The sequence below is a fragment of the Streptomyces sp. NPDC054956 genome (assembly GCF_053609185.1).
Map to the genome: position 1 here is coordinate 1 of NZ_JBSGXB010000024.1, position 14,208 is coordinate 14,208.

The 14,208-nt window shown below is 70.3% G+C and carries 16 protein-coding genes, 1 tRNA gene and 1 riboswitch; of the genes, 10 read left to right on the plus strand and 7 right to left on the minus strand.

The window, feature by feature from the left end:
• Nucleotides 1-224: 224 nt before the first annotated feature.
• Together ACWGDE_RS07205 and ACWGDE_RS07210 are read right to left on the minus strand one after the other, a co-directional pair.
• Nucleotides 225-599, minus strand: coding sequence for a DUF488 domain-containing protein (locus tag ACWGDE_RS07205; protein ID WP_453387988.1), 375 nt, complete (start codon nucleotides 597-599; stop codon nucleotides 225-227).
• Nucleotides 563-973: a hypothetical protein gene (locus ACWGDE_RS07210; RefSeq protein WP_453387989.1), complete on the minus strand. Its 411-nt coding sequence runs from the start codon at nucleotides 971-973 to the stop codon at nucleotides 563-565. The genes ACWGDE_RS07205 and ACWGDE_RS07210 overlap by 37 nt, the downstream gene beginning before the upstream one ends.
• A gap of 239 nt (nucleotides 974-1,212) precedes the next feature.
• On the opposite strand from ACWGDE_RS07210, the gene ACWGDE_RS07215 reads away from it, so the two are divergent.
• Complete coding sequence (locus ACWGDE_RS07215; protein WP_453387990.1) at nucleotides 1,213-1,965, plus strand: MBL fold metallo-hydrolase; 753 nt, start codon at nucleotides 1,213-1,215, stop codon at nucleotides 1,963-1,965.
• 107 nt (nucleotides 1,966-2,072) lie between these two features.
• Here the strand turns inward: ACWGDE_RS07215 and ACWGDE_RS07220 are convergent, their stop codons facing one another.
• Together ACWGDE_RS07220 and ACWGDE_RS07225 are read right to left on the minus strand one after the other, a co-directional pair.
• Entirely contained in the window at nucleotides 2,073-3,338 is a 1,266-nt protein-coding gene (locus ACWGDE_RS07220; RefSeq protein ID WP_453387991.1) for a PTS transporter subunit EIIC, read from the minus strand.
• A gap of 421 nt (nucleotides 3,339-3,759) precedes the next feature.
• Complete coding sequence (locus tag ACWGDE_RS07225; protein WP_453387992.1) at nucleotides 3,760-5,061, minus strand: PTS transporter subunit EIIC; 1,302 nt, start codon at nucleotides 5,059-5,061, stop codon at nucleotides 3,760-3,762.
• 212 nt (nucleotides 5,062-5,273) lie between these two features.
• Between ACWGDE_RS07225 and ACWGDE_RS07230 the strand changes: the two genes are divergently transcribed.
• From ACWGDE_RS07230 to rdgB, 4 genes are all read left to right on the plus strand, one after another.
• On the plus strand, nucleotides 5,274-5,573 hold the full coding sequence (locus ACWGDE_RS07230; protein ID WP_453388026.1) for a glucose PTS transporter subunit EIIB: 300 nt from the start codon (nucleotides 5,274-5,276) through the stop codon (nucleotides 5,571-5,573).
• 155 nt (nucleotides 5,574-5,728) lie between these two features.
• Entirely contained in the window at nucleotides 5,729-6,460 is a 732-nt protein-coding gene (rph, locus tag ACWGDE_RS07235) for a ribonuclease PH (protein ID WP_453387993.1), read from the plus strand.
• Between the two features lie 116 nt (nucleotides 6,461-6,576).
• Nucleotides 6,577-6,963: a hypothetical protein gene (locus ACWGDE_RS07240; protein WP_453387994.1), complete on the plus strand. Its 387-nt coding sequence runs from the start codon at nucleotides 6,577-6,579 to the stop codon at nucleotides 6,961-6,963.
• A 96-nt stretch (nucleotides 6,964-7,059) separates the two neighbouring features.
• Nucleotides 7,060-7,686, plus strand: a complete 627-nt coding sequence (rdgB, locus tag ACWGDE_RS07245; RefSeq protein WP_453387995.1) for an RdgB/HAM1 family non-canonical purine NTP pyrophosphatase — start codon at nucleotides 7,060-7,062, stop codon at nucleotides 7,684-7,686.
• A gap of 63 nt (nucleotides 7,687-7,749) precedes the next feature.
• On the opposite strand, the gene ACWGDE_RS07250 is transcribed toward rdgB, so the two are convergent.
• A tRNA-Leu gene (locus tag ACWGDE_RS07250) sits at nucleotides 7,750-7,833 on the minus strand.
• Nucleotides 7,834-7,978: 145 nt separating this feature from the next.
• The gene (gene bcp, locus ACWGDE_RS07255) at nucleotides 7,979-8,446 is read right to left on the minus strand and encodes a thioredoxin-dependent thiol peroxidase (RefSeq protein WP_453387996.1); all 468 of its coding nucleotides are present in this window, start codon (nucleotides 8,444-8,446) and stop codon (nucleotides 7,979-7,981) included.
• Between the two features lie 62 nt (nucleotides 8,447-8,508).
• Between bcp and ACWGDE_RS07260 the strand changes: the two genes are divergently transcribed.
• From ACWGDE_RS07260 to ACWGDE_RS07270, 3 genes are all read left to right on the plus strand, one after another.
• A complete protein-coding gene (locus tag ACWGDE_RS07260) occupies nucleotides 8,509-8,886 on the plus strand; it encodes a DUF3618 domain-containing protein (protein ID WP_453387997.1) in 378 nt (125 codons plus the stop codon).
• Between the two features lie 46 nt (nucleotides 8,887-8,932).
• Entirely contained in the window at nucleotides 8,933-9,277 is a 345-nt protein-coding gene (locus ACWGDE_RS07265; RefSeq protein WP_204357783.1) for a GroES family chaperonin, read from the plus strand.
• 71 nt (nucleotides 9,278-9,348) lie between these two features.
• Nucleotides 9,349-9,447, plus strand: a riboswitch (guanidine-III (ykkC-III) riboswitch).
• Between the two features lie 31 nt (nucleotides 9,448-9,478).
• Complete coding sequence (locus ACWGDE_RS07270; protein ID WP_453387998.1) at nucleotides 9,479-9,799, plus strand: DMT family transporter; 321 nt, start codon at nucleotides 9,479-9,481, stop codon at nucleotides 9,797-9,799.
• Nucleotides 9,800-9,820: 21 nt separating this feature from the next.
• On the opposite strand, the gene ACWGDE_RS07275 is transcribed toward ACWGDE_RS07270, so the two are convergent.
• The gene (locus ACWGDE_RS07275; protein ID WP_453387999.1) at nucleotides 9,821-12,310 is read right to left on the minus strand and encodes a transglycosylase domain-containing protein; all 2,490 of its coding nucleotides are present in this window, start codon (nucleotides 12,308-12,310) and stop codon (nucleotides 9,821-9,823) included.
• A gap of 184 nt (nucleotides 12,311-12,494) precedes the next feature.
• Between ACWGDE_RS07275 and ACWGDE_RS07280 the strand changes: the two genes are divergently transcribed.
• Complete coding sequence (locus ACWGDE_RS07280; RefSeq protein ID WP_453388000.1) at nucleotides 12,495-13,322, plus strand: ABC transporter permease; 828 nt, start codon at nucleotides 12,495-12,497, stop codon at nucleotides 13,320-13,322.
• Nucleotides 13,315-14,205, plus strand: a complete 891-nt coding sequence (locus ACWGDE_RS07285; RefSeq protein WP_453388001.1) for an ABC transporter permease — start codon at nucleotides 13,315-13,317, stop codon at nucleotides 14,203-14,205. The genes ACWGDE_RS07280 and ACWGDE_RS07285 overlap by 8 nt, the downstream gene beginning before the upstream one ends.
• Nucleotides 14,206-14,208: the final 3 nt, after the last annotated feature.

Below are 14,208 nucleotides of genomic sequence, written 5' to 3' on the forward strand. Positions count from 1 at the left end.
GGCCGGATGAATCCGGCCCCGCCGGCGTTCGAGGCGCGGGGTCCGGGGCGGAGCCCCAGATCTTCCCGCCCGTCCGGCGTTCGAGGACCGGGTCCGGGCGGAGCCCGGGGAACGGTGGAAGGGCGGGTGGGGGACAGCCCCCGCAGGGCCCACGGCCCGCGCCGGGCCGACGGCCCCCGCGCAGCCGGTGGGGCCCGCCAGGGCCGAGACGTGCGGGCGGCGCGTCAAGGAGCGGACAACAGTGCGGACAGCACACCGGCGTGGCTCGCCGCCGGATCCTTGACCGCGGTCAAGAGGGTCACCGGGCCACCCGAGACGAGCCCGCGCAGCCGCCCCAGCTCCGCCACCGCCTCAGGCCCCGCCAGCTCCACCCCGTACCGCTCCCGGAACTCCTCCACGGACCCGCCCCCGTGGAACCACTTCCGCAGCTCCGTGGACGGGGCGACAGCCCTCGCCCAGTCGTCCACCCCCGCCGCCTCCTTCGACAGCCCCCGCGGCCACAGCCGGTCCACGAGGACCCGTACGCCGTCCACCCCCGGCTCCGCGGGATCGTAGACCCGCTTCAGCCGGACGATCCGAGCCCCTTCACCTCGTCCCACACCGCCGGATCCACCGTCCCCAGCCGCCGCGCCCGCTCGAACTCCCATACCGACACCTCCGCCACCCGGTCCGCCTCCAGGAACCCGCCCCGCGCCCCCACCACGCCCGGCGGCAGCGGGATCACCCCGGCGCGCCGGTCGTCGTACTTCCCGGTGATCCACGCGACCCGCGCCCAGTGGCCCCGTATGCCCAGGATCAGGCAGGGCCGCCCGTCCGGCAGGGACCACAGCTCACCGGGCTCCGGCCGGGGCTCGGGCCCCGGCGCGTGCCGCGGCTCGGCGGCACGCGGTTCCCGCCGCGCCCGCCGGGGGAGCAGTACCAGCAGGACCACGACCACCACCGCGGCGACCGCCGGCCACCAGGACGTGTCCATACTCCGACCGTAGCCTCGGCCGCACCACCCGGCGCGGCGGCCGCGCCGTCCCGGCCCGCCGCCCCGGCCCCCACCGGACGGCAACCCGCATCCGCCCCGTCGCTCCCCCGGGTGACAGCACAGGTGATTCCCCCCACAACGGCCCGCCGCGGAGGAGCGACCGGACGTTTCGCGCCTTACGCTCGACCCACGCACGGCCCGCATTCCGTCCACGGACCGTCCACGGAGGTTCACGCTCCATGAAGCTCACCGTCGTCGGCTGTTCGGGTTCGTTCCCGTCCGCGGAATCGGCCTGTTCGAGCTACCTCGTCGAGGCCGACGGCTTCCGGCTGCTCCTCGACATGGGCAACGGCGCCCTCGGCGATCTCCAGCGGCACATCGGGCTCTACGACCTCGACGCGATCTTCCTGAGCCATCTGCACGCCGATCACTGCATCGACATGTGCGCGTACTTCGTCGCCCGCTTCTACCGCCACGAGGGCGGCCGCTGCGGCACCATCCCCGTCTACGGCCCCGAGGGCACCGAGAAGCGGCTCTCCACCGCCTACGAGGACGTCCCCGACGAGCGGTCCATGAGCGAGGTCTTCGACTTCCGGACCCTGAAGTCGGGCAGCTTCGAGATCGGCCCGTTCCAGGTCCGCACCGAGAAGGTCTCCCACCCGGTCGAGTCCTACGGCATCCGCGTCGAGCACGGCGGCCGCTCGCTGACGTACTCCGGAGACACCGGCGCCTGCCCCGAGCTGGGGCTGCTCGCCGAGGATACCGACCTCTTCCTGTGCGAGGCCTCCTTCACGCACGGCAAGGAGGACATCCCGGACCTCCACCTCAACGGGCGCGAGGCCGGCGAGTTCGCCCGCGGCGGCCGGGTCGGCCGGCTCGTGCTGACCCACATCCCGCCGTGGACGGACGCCCAGCAGAACCTGGCCGACGCCCGCGAGGTCTACGACGGACCGGTGGACCTGGCGTACGCGGGCGCGGTCTACGAGGTCTGACGCACGCCCCGGCCCCAGGGCCATCCCGGTCGCCCCGGCCACGTACGACGAAGCCCCCGCCCTCCCTTCCGGGAGAGCGGGGGCTTCGTCGTGGTGTGGCGCGGGACCTACTTGGCCTCGGCCTTCTCCATCTCGGCGAGCTCCTCGTCGGACTCGCGGCCCGGCGTCGGGAGGTTGAACTTGGTGATCGCGAAGCGGAAGCCGAAGTAGTAGACCGCCGCGAAGACCAGGCCGATCGGGATGATCATCCAGGGGGACGTGGCCTTGTTCCAGCCGAGGCCCAGGTCGATCAGGCCGGCGGAGAAGGTGAAGCCCGCGTGGACCCCGAGGGCCCAGGTGACGGCCATGGACACGGCGGTCAGCACCGCGTGGATGGCGTACAGCACCGGCGCGATGAACATGAAGGAGAACTCGATCGGCTCGGTGACACCCGTGACGAACGAGGTGAGGGCGAGCGAGACCATCATGCCGGTGACGGCCTTGCGGCGCTCCGGGCGGGCGGTGTGGGCGATGGCCAGGGCGGCGGCCGGCAGACCGAACATCATGATCGGGAAGAAGCCGGTCATGAACATGCCCGCGTCCGGGTCACCGGCGAAGAAGCGGGTGAGGTCACCGTGGACGACCGCGCCGGTGGCGTCGGTGAAGTCACCGATCTGGAACCAGGCGACGGCGTTGACGAACTGGTGCATGCCGATCGGGATCAGCGCGCGGTTGATGAGGCCGAAGATGCCCGCACCGACGGAGCCGAGGCCGGTCATCCACTCGCCGAAGTTGGTGATGACCTCACCGATCGGCTCCCAGGCCAGGCCGAAGAAGACACCGGCGAGGACGCCGACGAAGGCCATGACGATCGGGACCAGGCGGCGGCCGTTGAAGAAGCCGAGCCAGTCCACCAGCTTGGTGCGGTGGAAGCGCTGCCACAGGACCGCGGCGAGCAGACCCATGATGATGCCGCCGAGGACGCCGGGGTTGTTGTACGTCGCGGCGACGTCGACACCCTTGTTCTCGGTGGTGTTGATGACGGCCTCGGTCACCGGGAAGGCGGTGAGGACGTTCTTGTAGACCAGGAAGCCGACGAGCGCCGCGAGGGCGGTGGAACCGTCCGCCTTCTTGGCGAAGCCGATCGCGACACCGATGCAGAAGAGCAGCGGCAGGTTGGCGAAGACGGCGTCACCGGCGGTGGCGAACACCGTGGCGACCTTGCCCCAGCCGAGGCCGTCCTTGCCGAAGACGTCGGGCTGGCCGAGGCGCAGCAGAATACCCGCGGCCGGCAGGACGGCGATCGGCAGCTGAAGGCTGCGGCCGACCTTCTGCAGACCCTGGATCAGGCCGGAGCCCCGCTTCTTGGCGGGAGCGGCGGTGGCCGTACTCATCAACTTCCTCCAGTGGACAAGGCGCTGCCTGGGGACATGGAAAAGGGGGGTGGCGGCGTCTCAGGAAAGGGGAGGACCGCGGGGCCGAAAGGCCTACGTGGTCTACACCACTCAGTGGTGTAGACCAGTTGTAGCACGTGAGGTCCAGGTAAGGAACCCACCATTTCCGTGGGGGAGGACACATGCGGGCATACATGACAAAGGCCCCCGGACCCGGTGGGTCCGAGGGCTTTCGGCCTCTTTTTTGGCTCGGAAACGGCCCCGGAAGGGGGTATTCCGGCCCCTTGGGCGGGGCGTTCGGCAGGTCTCGCAGGATTCGTTCGGCGCGCTCCGTACGGTCCGTTCGGCGCACTGCGTACGGTCCGTTCGGCGCGCTCCGCGCGGGCCGAGGTCCTGCTCGGGCTCCCGCTCGGGCCCCCGCTCAGGCCTTCGTGTTCTCCGCCTGCATCGCCTCGATCTCCTCGTCCGACTCCCGGCCCGGCGTCTTGATGTCCCACTTGGTGATCGCGAACCGGAACACCGCGTAGTAGACGACCGCGAAGCAGAGTCCGATCGGAATGATCAGCCAGGGCTTCGTCGCCAGGCTCCAGTTGATGACGTAGTCGATCAGGCCGGCCGAGAAGCTGAAGCCGTCCTTGACCCCGAACGCCCACGTCACCGCCATCGACACGCCCGTCAGCACCGCGTGCACCGCGTACAGCGCCGGCGCCAGGAAGAGGAACGAGTACTCCAGCGGCTCCGTGATGCCGGTGACGAAGGAGGTCAGGCCGACCGACAGCATCAGACCGCCGACCTCCTTGCGCCGTGCCGGCTTCGCGCAGTGCGTGATCGCCAGCGCCGCCGCGGGGAGGGCGAACATCATGATCGGGAAGAAGCCGGTGAGGAACTGGCCCGCGTTCGGGTCTCCCGCCAGGAACATCGGGATGTCACCGTGCACGGTCTGGCCGTCCGGCTTGGTGTAGCTGCCGAACTGGAACCACACCGGCACGTTCAGGAACTGGTGCAGGCCGATCACCAGCAGCGCGCGGTTCGCGATGCCGAAGATGCCCGCGCCCACCGACCCCAGACCCACCAGCCAGTCGGAGAAGCTCTCCAGCGCGTTGCCGATCGGCGGCCAGATCCACAGGCAGATCACGGCGAAGGCGATCGCCACGAAGGTCATGATGATCGGGACCAGGCGGCGGCCGTTGAAGAAGCCGAGCCAGTCGACCAGCTTGACGCGGTGGTAGCGCTGCCAGAACCAGGAGGCCAGCAGGCCCATGATGATGCCGCCGAACACCCCCGGGTTCTGGAAGGTGTGTTCGGCGAAGGCGTCACCGGCCCCCAGGCAGCCGCCCCCGATGTCCTTGGTGCCCGCCGCGCAGTCTTTCGGGAAGGCGTGCAGCACGCTCCGGTAGACGAGGAAGCCGACCGTCGCCGCCAGGGCGGTCGAGCCGTCCGCCTTCTTCGCCATGCCGATCGCGACGCCGATGCAGAAGAGCAGCGGCAGGCCGAGGTCGGCGTTGAGCAGGGCGCCGCCCGCCGACGCCATGACCTTGGCGACGTTCGTCCAGCCCAGGCCGTCCTTGCCGAAGACGTCGTCCTGGCCCAGCCGGTTCAGGATGCCCGCGGCGGGCAGCACGGCGATCGGCAGCTGGAGGCTCCGCCCCATCTTCTGCAGCCCTTGGAACAAGCCGTTCCACCACTTCTGCTGTGGCACTGCTGCGGCGCTGCTCGCGCTCATCCGCGTCCTCCCTGACCGGCCCGTTTTTGGCAGTCGCGACACTTGCGGCACACTGGTGTAGACCACTTGTGTTGCGGTCGCATTTCACCCGCCCCCGGGGCAGGTTGATGCTGATCGTCATCATTCGGCAGATGGCGGGCATGCGCTCGCGTAGCTGGGCCAATCGTGGGTTACCGTGACGAAGCGGACCACGCCGGTCGGTCGGACGCACCATCCGCCGGCCGACAGGCAACGGCGGCCGCCGAGACTCGTTCTTCGTAGAACTCAGGGAGAAACACATGGCCACCAAGGCTGAGAAGATCGTCGCCGGGCTCGGCGGCATCGAGAACATCGAAGAGGTCGAAGGCTGCATCACCCGCCTGCGCACCGAGGTCATCGACCCCAGCAAGGTCGACGAGGCCGCGCTCAAGGCCGCCGGCGCCCACGGCGTCGTCAAGATGGGCACCGCGATCCAGGTCGTCATCGGCACCGACGCCGACCCGATCGCCGCCGACATCGAAGACATGATGTGAGCTGAGCCCACCGGCTCGCACCCGTACCCGTACACCTCCCCGTACGGATACCCGCACGTACGACAGGACCCCGCCCGGACGCACCCGGACGGGGTCTTTTCGTCGTCCCTCCGGCGGGGGCCGCTCACACCCCCGCACCGGCTAGGCTCGGTGCCATGTCTCGCATCGACGGCCGTACGCCCGAACAGCTCCGCCCGGTCACCATCGAACGCGGATGGAGCAAGCACGCAGAGGGCTCCGTCCTCGTCTCCTTCGGAGACACCAAGGTCTTCTGCACCGCCTCCTTCACCGAAGGCGTCCCGCGCTGGCGCAAGGGCAGCGGCGAAGGCTGGGTCACCTCCGAGTACTCGATGCTGCCCCGCTCCACCAACACCCGCGGCGACCGCGAATCCGTACGCGGCAAGATCGGCGGCCGCACCCACGAGATCTCCCGCCTGATCGGCCGCTCGCTGCGCGCCGTCATCGACTACAAGGCCCTCGGCGAGAACACCATCGTCCTGGACTGCGACGTCCTCCAGGCCGACGGCGGCACCCGCACCGCGGCCATCACCGGCGCCTACGTGGCCCTGGCCGACGCCATCTCCTGGGGTCAGCAGAAGAAGCTGATCAAGGCCGGCCGCAAGCCCCTGACCGGCACCGTCGCCGCCGTCAGCGTCGGCATCGTCGACGGCGTCCCGCTCCTCGACCTCTGCTACGAGGAGGACGTGCGCGCCGAGACCGACATGAACGTGGTCTGCACCGGCGACGGCCGCTTCGTCGAGGTCCAGGGCACGGCGGAGGGCGAGCCCTTCGACCGCAAGGAACTCAACGCCCTCCTCGACCTGGCCGCCGGCGGCTGCGCCGACCTGGAGGCCCTCCAGCTGAGCGCCCTGGAGCTCTCGCTCTGAGCCGGCTCTTGGCAACCGCGCGGTACGTCCGTGCGTCTCTTGCGGTACGGGTGCACGGCGTCGAAGCTGTGCACCCGTCCACGTACCCGAATCCTTGTCCAGCTCTGGGGGCCGAAGTGAAGCCGAAGTACCGCCTGGCGGCCGTTGCCCTGACGGCAGCGCTCGCCATACCCGCGATCACCTCCTGCGACGCGATCTCGACGGCGATGGACTGCGCGAACACGGCGGTCGCCATCACGGACGGCGCGAACGACCTCCAGCAGGCCGTCTCGCAGGCCGGCAACAGCCCGCAGGACGCCCAGAACGCGCTCAACTCGATCGAGGCGAACCTCAAGAAGGTCGGCGACCAGACGGACAACGCCGACCTGAGCAAGGCCATCTCCTCGATGAACACGGCCGTGCAGAACGTCCGTACGTCGCTCCAGAACGGCAACTCCGCCCCGGACATCACCCCGGTCGCGGACGCGGCGAAGGAGATCTCGAAGGTCTGCACCCCGGGCTGACGCCCGGGCGGGGTCCCGATCGGAGCCCTGAACCGGGGGCCTGGCGGGGGACGGTGCCCTGACGGACGCCCGACCGGAGGGCCGGATAATGGGGTCATGACCTCGACGCCGACTCCCGCGCCCAACCGCCTCGTCCTGGCCACCCGCAACGCGGGCAAGGTCACCGAGCTCCGCTCGATCCTGTCCGACGCCGGCCTGCCGCACGAGCTGGTCGGCGCGGATGCCTACCCGCACATCCCGGACGTCAAGGAAACCGGCGTCACCTTCGCCGAGAACGCCCTCCTCAAGGCCCACGCCCTCGCCCGGGCCACCGGCCTGCCGGCGGTCGCCGACGACTCGGGCCTCTGCGTGGACGTCCTGGGCGGCGCCCCGGGCATCTTCTCGGCCCGCTGGGCCGGCTCCCACGGCGACGACAAGGCCAACCTGGACCTGCTCCTCGCGCAGCTGGGCGACATCGACGACGAGCACCGCGGCGCCCACTTCTTCTGCGCGGCCGCCCTCGCGCTCCCGGACGGCACGGAACGCGTGGTCGAGGGCCGCCTCCTGGGCACCCTGCGCCACGCCCCGTCGGGCACGGGCGGCTTCGGCTACGACCCGATCCTCGAACCCCTCGGCGAGTCCCGCACCTGCGCGGAACTCACGGCAGCGGAGAAGAACGCGATCTCCCACCGGGGCCAGGCCTTCCGAGCCCTGATCCCGGTCGTCCGGGACCTGTTGGGCTGACGCCCGGCCGTATGCCGAAGGCCCCGTACGCGGCAACTGCGTACGGGGCCTTCGGCGTGAGCGTGCGGTTGGGGGGACTCGAACCCCCACGGGTTTTACCCCACTTGGACCTAAACCAAGCGTGACTGCCTATTCCACCACAACCGCTACATTGCACCCAACTCGGACATTGAGCCTGATGGGCCGCTCTCAGTCTACGGGGCGGCCGGGGAGGGTGGCAGGTTTGTTTCGGCGGACAAACGGCGCGGCCCGCACGGGTCGGTGCGGGCCGCTGCGGCGGGGCGGGGGTGGGTCAGATGCCCAGGTCCTTGATGATCTTGGCCACGTGGCCCGTCGCCTTGACGTTGTAGAAGGCGCGCTCGACCTTGCCCTCCTCGTCGACGACCACCGTGGAGCGGATGACCCCGGTCACCGTCTTGCCGTACAGGACCTTCTCGCCGAAGGCCCCGTACGCCGCCAGGACCTCCTTGGAGGGGTCCCCGACCAGGGTGACCTTCAGGTTCTCCTTCTCGCGGAACTTCGCCAGCTTCTCCGGCTTGTCCGGGGAGACGCCGATGACGTCATAGCCGGCCGTGGCCAGCAGGTCCAGGTTGTCCGTGAAGTCGCAGGCCTGCTTCGTGCAGCCCGGCGTCAGCGCGGACGGGTAGAAGTACACGATCACCTTGCGGCCCTTGTGGTCGGCGAGCGAAACCTCGTTGCCGTCCGCGTCGGGCAGGGTGAAGGCGGGGGCGGCGTCGCCCGGCTGAAGTCGCTCGCTCATCTCAAAGTCTCCTCAAGAGGGGATCGGTACGGTCTCGAGACTAAGCTGCTGACAGACTGTTCATGGTGGGCTACGCCCGCCACGACCGACCGAACGATCACGACGACGACGGAGGCAGCGCGGTGCCGGAAGCCAGGACCCCCGCACAGATCGAGGCGGACATCGTCCGCCGCCGCGAGCAGCTCGCCGAGACGCTCGACGAGATCGGTGTGCGCGTGCACCCCAAGACGATCATCGGGGACGCCAAGGCGAAGGTGGTCGGTACGGTCGACCACACCGCCGGCCGTGCCGTGGCGACGGTGAACCGCCTCCTCACCGACGCCCGCGACGGGCTACGGCACGAGGACGGTGCCCCGCGCGTCGAGCGGATCGTGCCCGTGGCCCTGCTCGCGGTCGGGGTCGTGGGACTGCTCGTCCTGTCGGCACGGCGCAAGCGCTGATGGACCTGCGGGGCGCGGGACGGGCGCGGGCGGGTAGGTTCGGGGCGTGAGCGAGAACACCACCACCCACGACAAGCTGCCCATCCGCATGCTCCACGACCGCGTGCTCGTGAAGTCCGACTCGCCCGAGGGCGAGCGGCGCTCGGGCGGCGGCATCCTGATCCCCGCCACGGCCGCGGTGGGCAAGCGGCTGGCCTGGGCCGTGGTGGTCGCGGTCGGGCAGAACGTACGGACGGTCGAGCCGGGGGACCGGGTGCTGTACGACCCCGAGGACCGGGCCGAGGTCGAGGTGCGCGGGGCGACGTACGTGCTGATGCGCGAGCGGGACCTGCACGCCGTGGCCGCCGAGCGGCTGGAGGGGTCGGACGACTCCACCGGGCTCTATCTCTAGGTTTCTCCAGGATTCCAAGGTCGAAAAGGGCCGGTGACCACGGTCACCGGCCCTTTTCGTGCGTTTTTGCTACGGTGGTGGGGAACCCCCGACGAGACGCGCCGTACCGGGTGACCGTCGCCGTGCATCGCTGATGCCGCGCCGATGGCTGCATGACAAGACGACGCACCCCGTTCCGCTCTCGTTCTGGAGGTGCCTGTCATGGCCTGGGTTCTGCTCGTCATCGCCGGTGTGGTCGAAGTCGGCTGGTCGATCGGTATGAAGTTCACCGAGGGATTCACCCGGCTCTGGCCGAGTGTGTTCACGGGCGCCGGCATCGTCACCAGCATGGTGCTGCTGTCGTACGCCGCCAAGACGCTGCCGATCGGTACGGCGTACGGCGTGTGGGTCGGTATCGGCGCGGCCGGTGCGGCGGTGCTCGGTATGGCGGTGCTGGGGGAGCCCGTCACCGCCGCCCGGATCTTCTTCATCGGTCTGCTGCTGGTCGCGGTGATCGGCCTGAAGGTGACCTCCGGCCACTGACCCCGCGGCTCGCGCTCGGCGTTACTCCAGTAGGTCCGCCGGCGGGCGCAGGCCCTCCGTGCCGCCGCTGTTGCCGGCCGTCGCGCCGCCGTCGGTCTGGCCTCCGGTGGTCTGACCGCCGGTCGTCTGGCCCCCGGTGGTCTGACCGCCCGTGGTCTGGCCTCCGGTGGTCTGGCCTCCGTTCGTCTGACCGCCCGTGGTCTGGCCCCCGGTGGTCTGGCCTCCGTTCGTCTGTCCGCCCTGCGTCTGCCCGCCCGTCGGCGGGGTCGGCGTGGGGCGGACCGGCGGGCCCGAGGGGCGCTCGCCCGGGGTCTCCTGCGACTGGTTCGGGTTCGGGATCAAGGGCGGTGACGGGACCTGGTTGGCGCCCGGCATGAGCTCCAGGTCGAAGTCGAGCGGGTCGCTGTCCCCCAGGGCCGTCTTCGTGTACTGCGCCCAGATCCTGGCCGGGTAGCCGCCACCCCCGATGCGGGCCTCGCCGAGGGCTCCGTAGAGGGATTCCAGGGCGCCGGTGTCCGGGTCCTGGCCCATCATCGAGACGACCGTGACCAGGTTCGGGGTGTACGCGGCGAACCAGGCCGAGCGGTCCAGTTCGCCGGTGCCCGTCTTGCCCGCGGCGGGGTGGCCGGCGGCGAGGGCGGCCGTACCGGTGCCGTTGTCCACGACGCTGACCAGCATGGACGTGGTGGTGTCGGCGGCTTCGCGGCTGACGGCCTGGGTGGGGTCGCGGCGCGGGAGGGGGACGCTCTCGCCCGCCTTGGTGATCTTCTCCAGGAAGGTGTGCGGGGTGTGGCGGCCGTGGTCGGCGAGGGTGGCGTAGGCCTGGGTCATGTCCAGGACGCTGGCCTGCATGGTGCCCAGTGCCATGGCCGGTCCCGCGTCGAAGTTCGGGGTGTTCTCGGGGATGCCGAGGGCGATGGCGGTCTGCTTGACCTTCTCGGTGCCGACGTCGACGACCATCTGGGCGAAGACGGCGTTGACGGAGAGGTCGGTGGCGGTGTTGACGGTGATGTTGCCGTAGCTGACCTGCCCCTCGTTCTCGGGGGCGTAGGGGATGCGGGTGCCGGTGACGCGCCGCTTGTTGTCGCCGTTGTAGACCGTGAACGGGGTGATCGTGCGGCCGTCCTGGGTGCGGGAGTTGTTCTGCACGGCGGAGGCGAAGACGAACGGCTTGAAGGTGGAGGCCACCTGGTAGTCGTGGCGGGTGGCGTTGTTGACGAACTGTTTGGTGAAGTCGATGCCGCCGTACATGGCCACGACCTTGCCGGTGGCCGGGTCGATGGAGACGGCCCCGGTGCGCACGACGCGGTCCGCCTTGATCTTCTCGGGGTCGAGTTCCTTGACCACCTTGTCGTTGACGGCGTCGACGATGGCGGTCTGGCGGGTCTTGTCGATGGTCGTGGTGATGCGGTAGCCGCCCTCGGCGAGGGTCTTGTCGTCGAGGATCTTGTTCTCGACGATGTAGTCCTTGATGGCCTCGACGAGGTAGCCGCGCTGTCCGGACAGTCCGGCGGCCGGGCGGACCTTGCCCGGTTCGGGGAAGCGGGTGGCCGCGCGTTCGGAGGCCGTCATCCAGTCCTTCTTGACCATCCCGTCGAGTACGTAGTTCCAGCGGGCCAGGGCGCGTGCGCGGCTCTGGGGGTGGGAGACGACGTCGAAGGCGCTGGGGGAGTTGAGGAGGGTGGCGAGGTAGGCGCCCTCGGCGGTGTCGAGCTTGCCGACGTCCTTGCCGTAGTACGCCTGGGAGGCGGCCTGGATGCCGTAGGCGTTGCGGCCGAAGTAGCTGGTGTTCAGGTACCCCTCGAGGATGTAGTCCTTCGACTTCTCGCGACCGAGTTTGATCGCGATGAAGAACTCCTTCACCTTCCGCTTGATCGTCTGTTCCTGGCCCAGGTAGTAGTTCTTGACGTACTGCTGGGTGATGGTCGAACCCGACTGGGTGCCCTTGCCGGTCGCGGTGTTCCAGGCGGCGCGGAGCATCGCGGCGGGGTCCACCGCCCGTTCGGAGTAGAAGTCGCGGTCCTCGGCGGCCAGGACGGCCTCCTGGACGGTCCGGGGGATCTGGGAGAGCGGCACGTTGACGCGGTTGACCTCGCCGTCGCGGGCGAGCTGGGAACCGTCGGCGTAGAGGTAGACGTTGGACTGCGCGACGGCGGCCGCGTTGGCGGGCGGGATGTCGACCAGCAGGTAGCCGGCGACGAGCGCGCCGCCGCCCAGCAGGGCCAGCAGCAGCAGGCCGCCCAGGACCATGCGCCAGGTGGGAAGGGCCCGGCGCCAGCCGGTGCGCTTGCGCTTGGCCTTCTTCGCCGCCTTCGCCCGCTGCTTCTCCGCCCTCTTCGCGTCCTTGGCGTTCGCCGGGCCCGCCGGACCTGCCGGCCCCGCCGCGTTCGCCGCGTCCGAGCCCGGGCCCGTGTTCGCGCCCGCGTCAGAGCCCGCGCCGCCGGCCTGCGGCCCGGCGGGGGTGTCGGGGTCACGAGGGGTCCAGCCGGGCGGTGGTGACGGGTCGCTCATCTCCGGAACTCCTCGGCGCCGTACGAAATATCCACATCTGTACCTCATGCTGTCTACCCGATGGCCACCGGTTCCGCTCCGGACGGGCGTAATTCGTTCGCGTGGATCGCCCCTCCGCACTAAGCTCGCGCGCTTTGGCTGACCTAGGAACGACGCAGCAATGACGTGGGAAACGGAGGGTGCGGTGCGTCAGACGGCAGCCCGGCGCGCCGGGCTCTACGGAGCGGTCGCGGCCGGGGGCTTCCGCCGGTACGCCACCTACGGGACGGCGACCGCGGCCGGGGTGTTCACCAACACCGTGTTCGGTTTCATCCTCGCCTACACCTACATCGCGCTCTGGGACGAACGGCCCGGTCTGGGCGGCTACGACCAGTCGCAGGCCCTCACCTTCATGTGGGTCAGTCAGGCGCTGCTGTCCGCGGGCGCGCTGATCGGCGGCGGCTTCCAGGAGGAGTTCCAGGAACGCGTCCGTACGGGTGACATCGCCGTCGACCTGTACCGCCCGGCCGACCTCCAGCTGTGGTGGCTCGCCGGAGACCTGGGCCGTGCCGGGTTCCAGCTGCTCGGCCGCGGAGTGGCCCCGCTGGTGGTGGGCGGGCTCGCCTTCCACCTGGCGCTGCCCGCCGATCCGGTGCGCTGGCTGCTGTTCCTCGTCTCCGTGGCCCTCGGGCTGGTGGTGAGCTTCGCGCTGCGCTACCTGCTGGGTCTGGCGGCGTTCTGGCTGATGGACGGAACCGGGATCAACATGATGGCCACGGTCGTCTCCATCTTCTTCTCCGGGATGCTGCTGCCGCTGACCGTGTTCCCGGGCGGCTTCGGGGAGTTCGTCCGCGTCCTGCCGTGGGCGGCGATGCTCCAGGTGCCGATGGACGTCCTGCTCGGCGAGGGCTCGGGCGCCGGGAGCGCGGCGGGGGCGCTGGGCTTCCAGGCCGCCTGGGCACTGGCCCTGCTGGGGCTGGGCAGGGTCGTGCAGTCGGCCGCGACGCGCAAGGTGGTGGTCCAGGGTGGCTGAGCGGGTGGACGTGGTCCAGGAGGTACGGGACCGGCCGGCACCCGCACCGGCGCTGGACGTGCCGCGGCGCAACCGGGCCGCGGAGGGCCTGCGCGGCTACGGCCTGATCGCCGCGATGTGGATCCGGTCGACGATGACGTACCGCACGTCCTTCTTCCTCTCCACCCTCGGGAACGCGGCGATCACCCTCCTGGACTTCGTCGCGATCTCCATCATGTTCTCGCACGTGGACGAGCTGGGAGGCTTCACGCTCCCCGAGATCGCCCTGCTGTACGGGTCCTGCGCGGCCTCCCTGGGCCTTGCCGACCTGCTGCTCGGCAACACCGACCGGATCGGTACGCGGATCCGCGACGGGTCGCTGGACACCATGCTGGTCCGCCCGGTCCCGGTGCTCGCCCAGGTCGCGGCCGACCGGTTCGCGCTGCGCCGGCTGGGCCGCATCGTGCAGGGCCTCGCGGTGCTGGGGTGGGCGGTCTCGGAGCTGGACCAGGTGCGGTGGACGCTCGGGAACGTGCTGCTGGTACCCGTGATGATCACGGCCGGTGCGGCGATCTTCGGGGCGGTGATGGTGGCGGGGGCGGCCTTCCAGTTCGTCGCCGGCGACGCGGCGGAGGTGCAGAACTCCTTCACCTACGGCGGCTGCACGATGCTCCAGTACCCGCCGACGGTCTTCGCGAAGGACCTGCTGCGCGGGGTGACGTTCATCGTCCCGCTGGCCTTCGTCAACTGGCTGCCCGCACTGCACGTGCTGGGCAGGCCCGATCCGCTGGGGCTGCCGGGGTGGGTGGCGTACGCGAGCCCGCTGGTGGCCTTCGCGGTGTTCCTCCCCGCGTCGCTGGCGTGGCGCGCGGGGGTCCGTTCGTACCGGAGCACGGGGAGCTGAGAC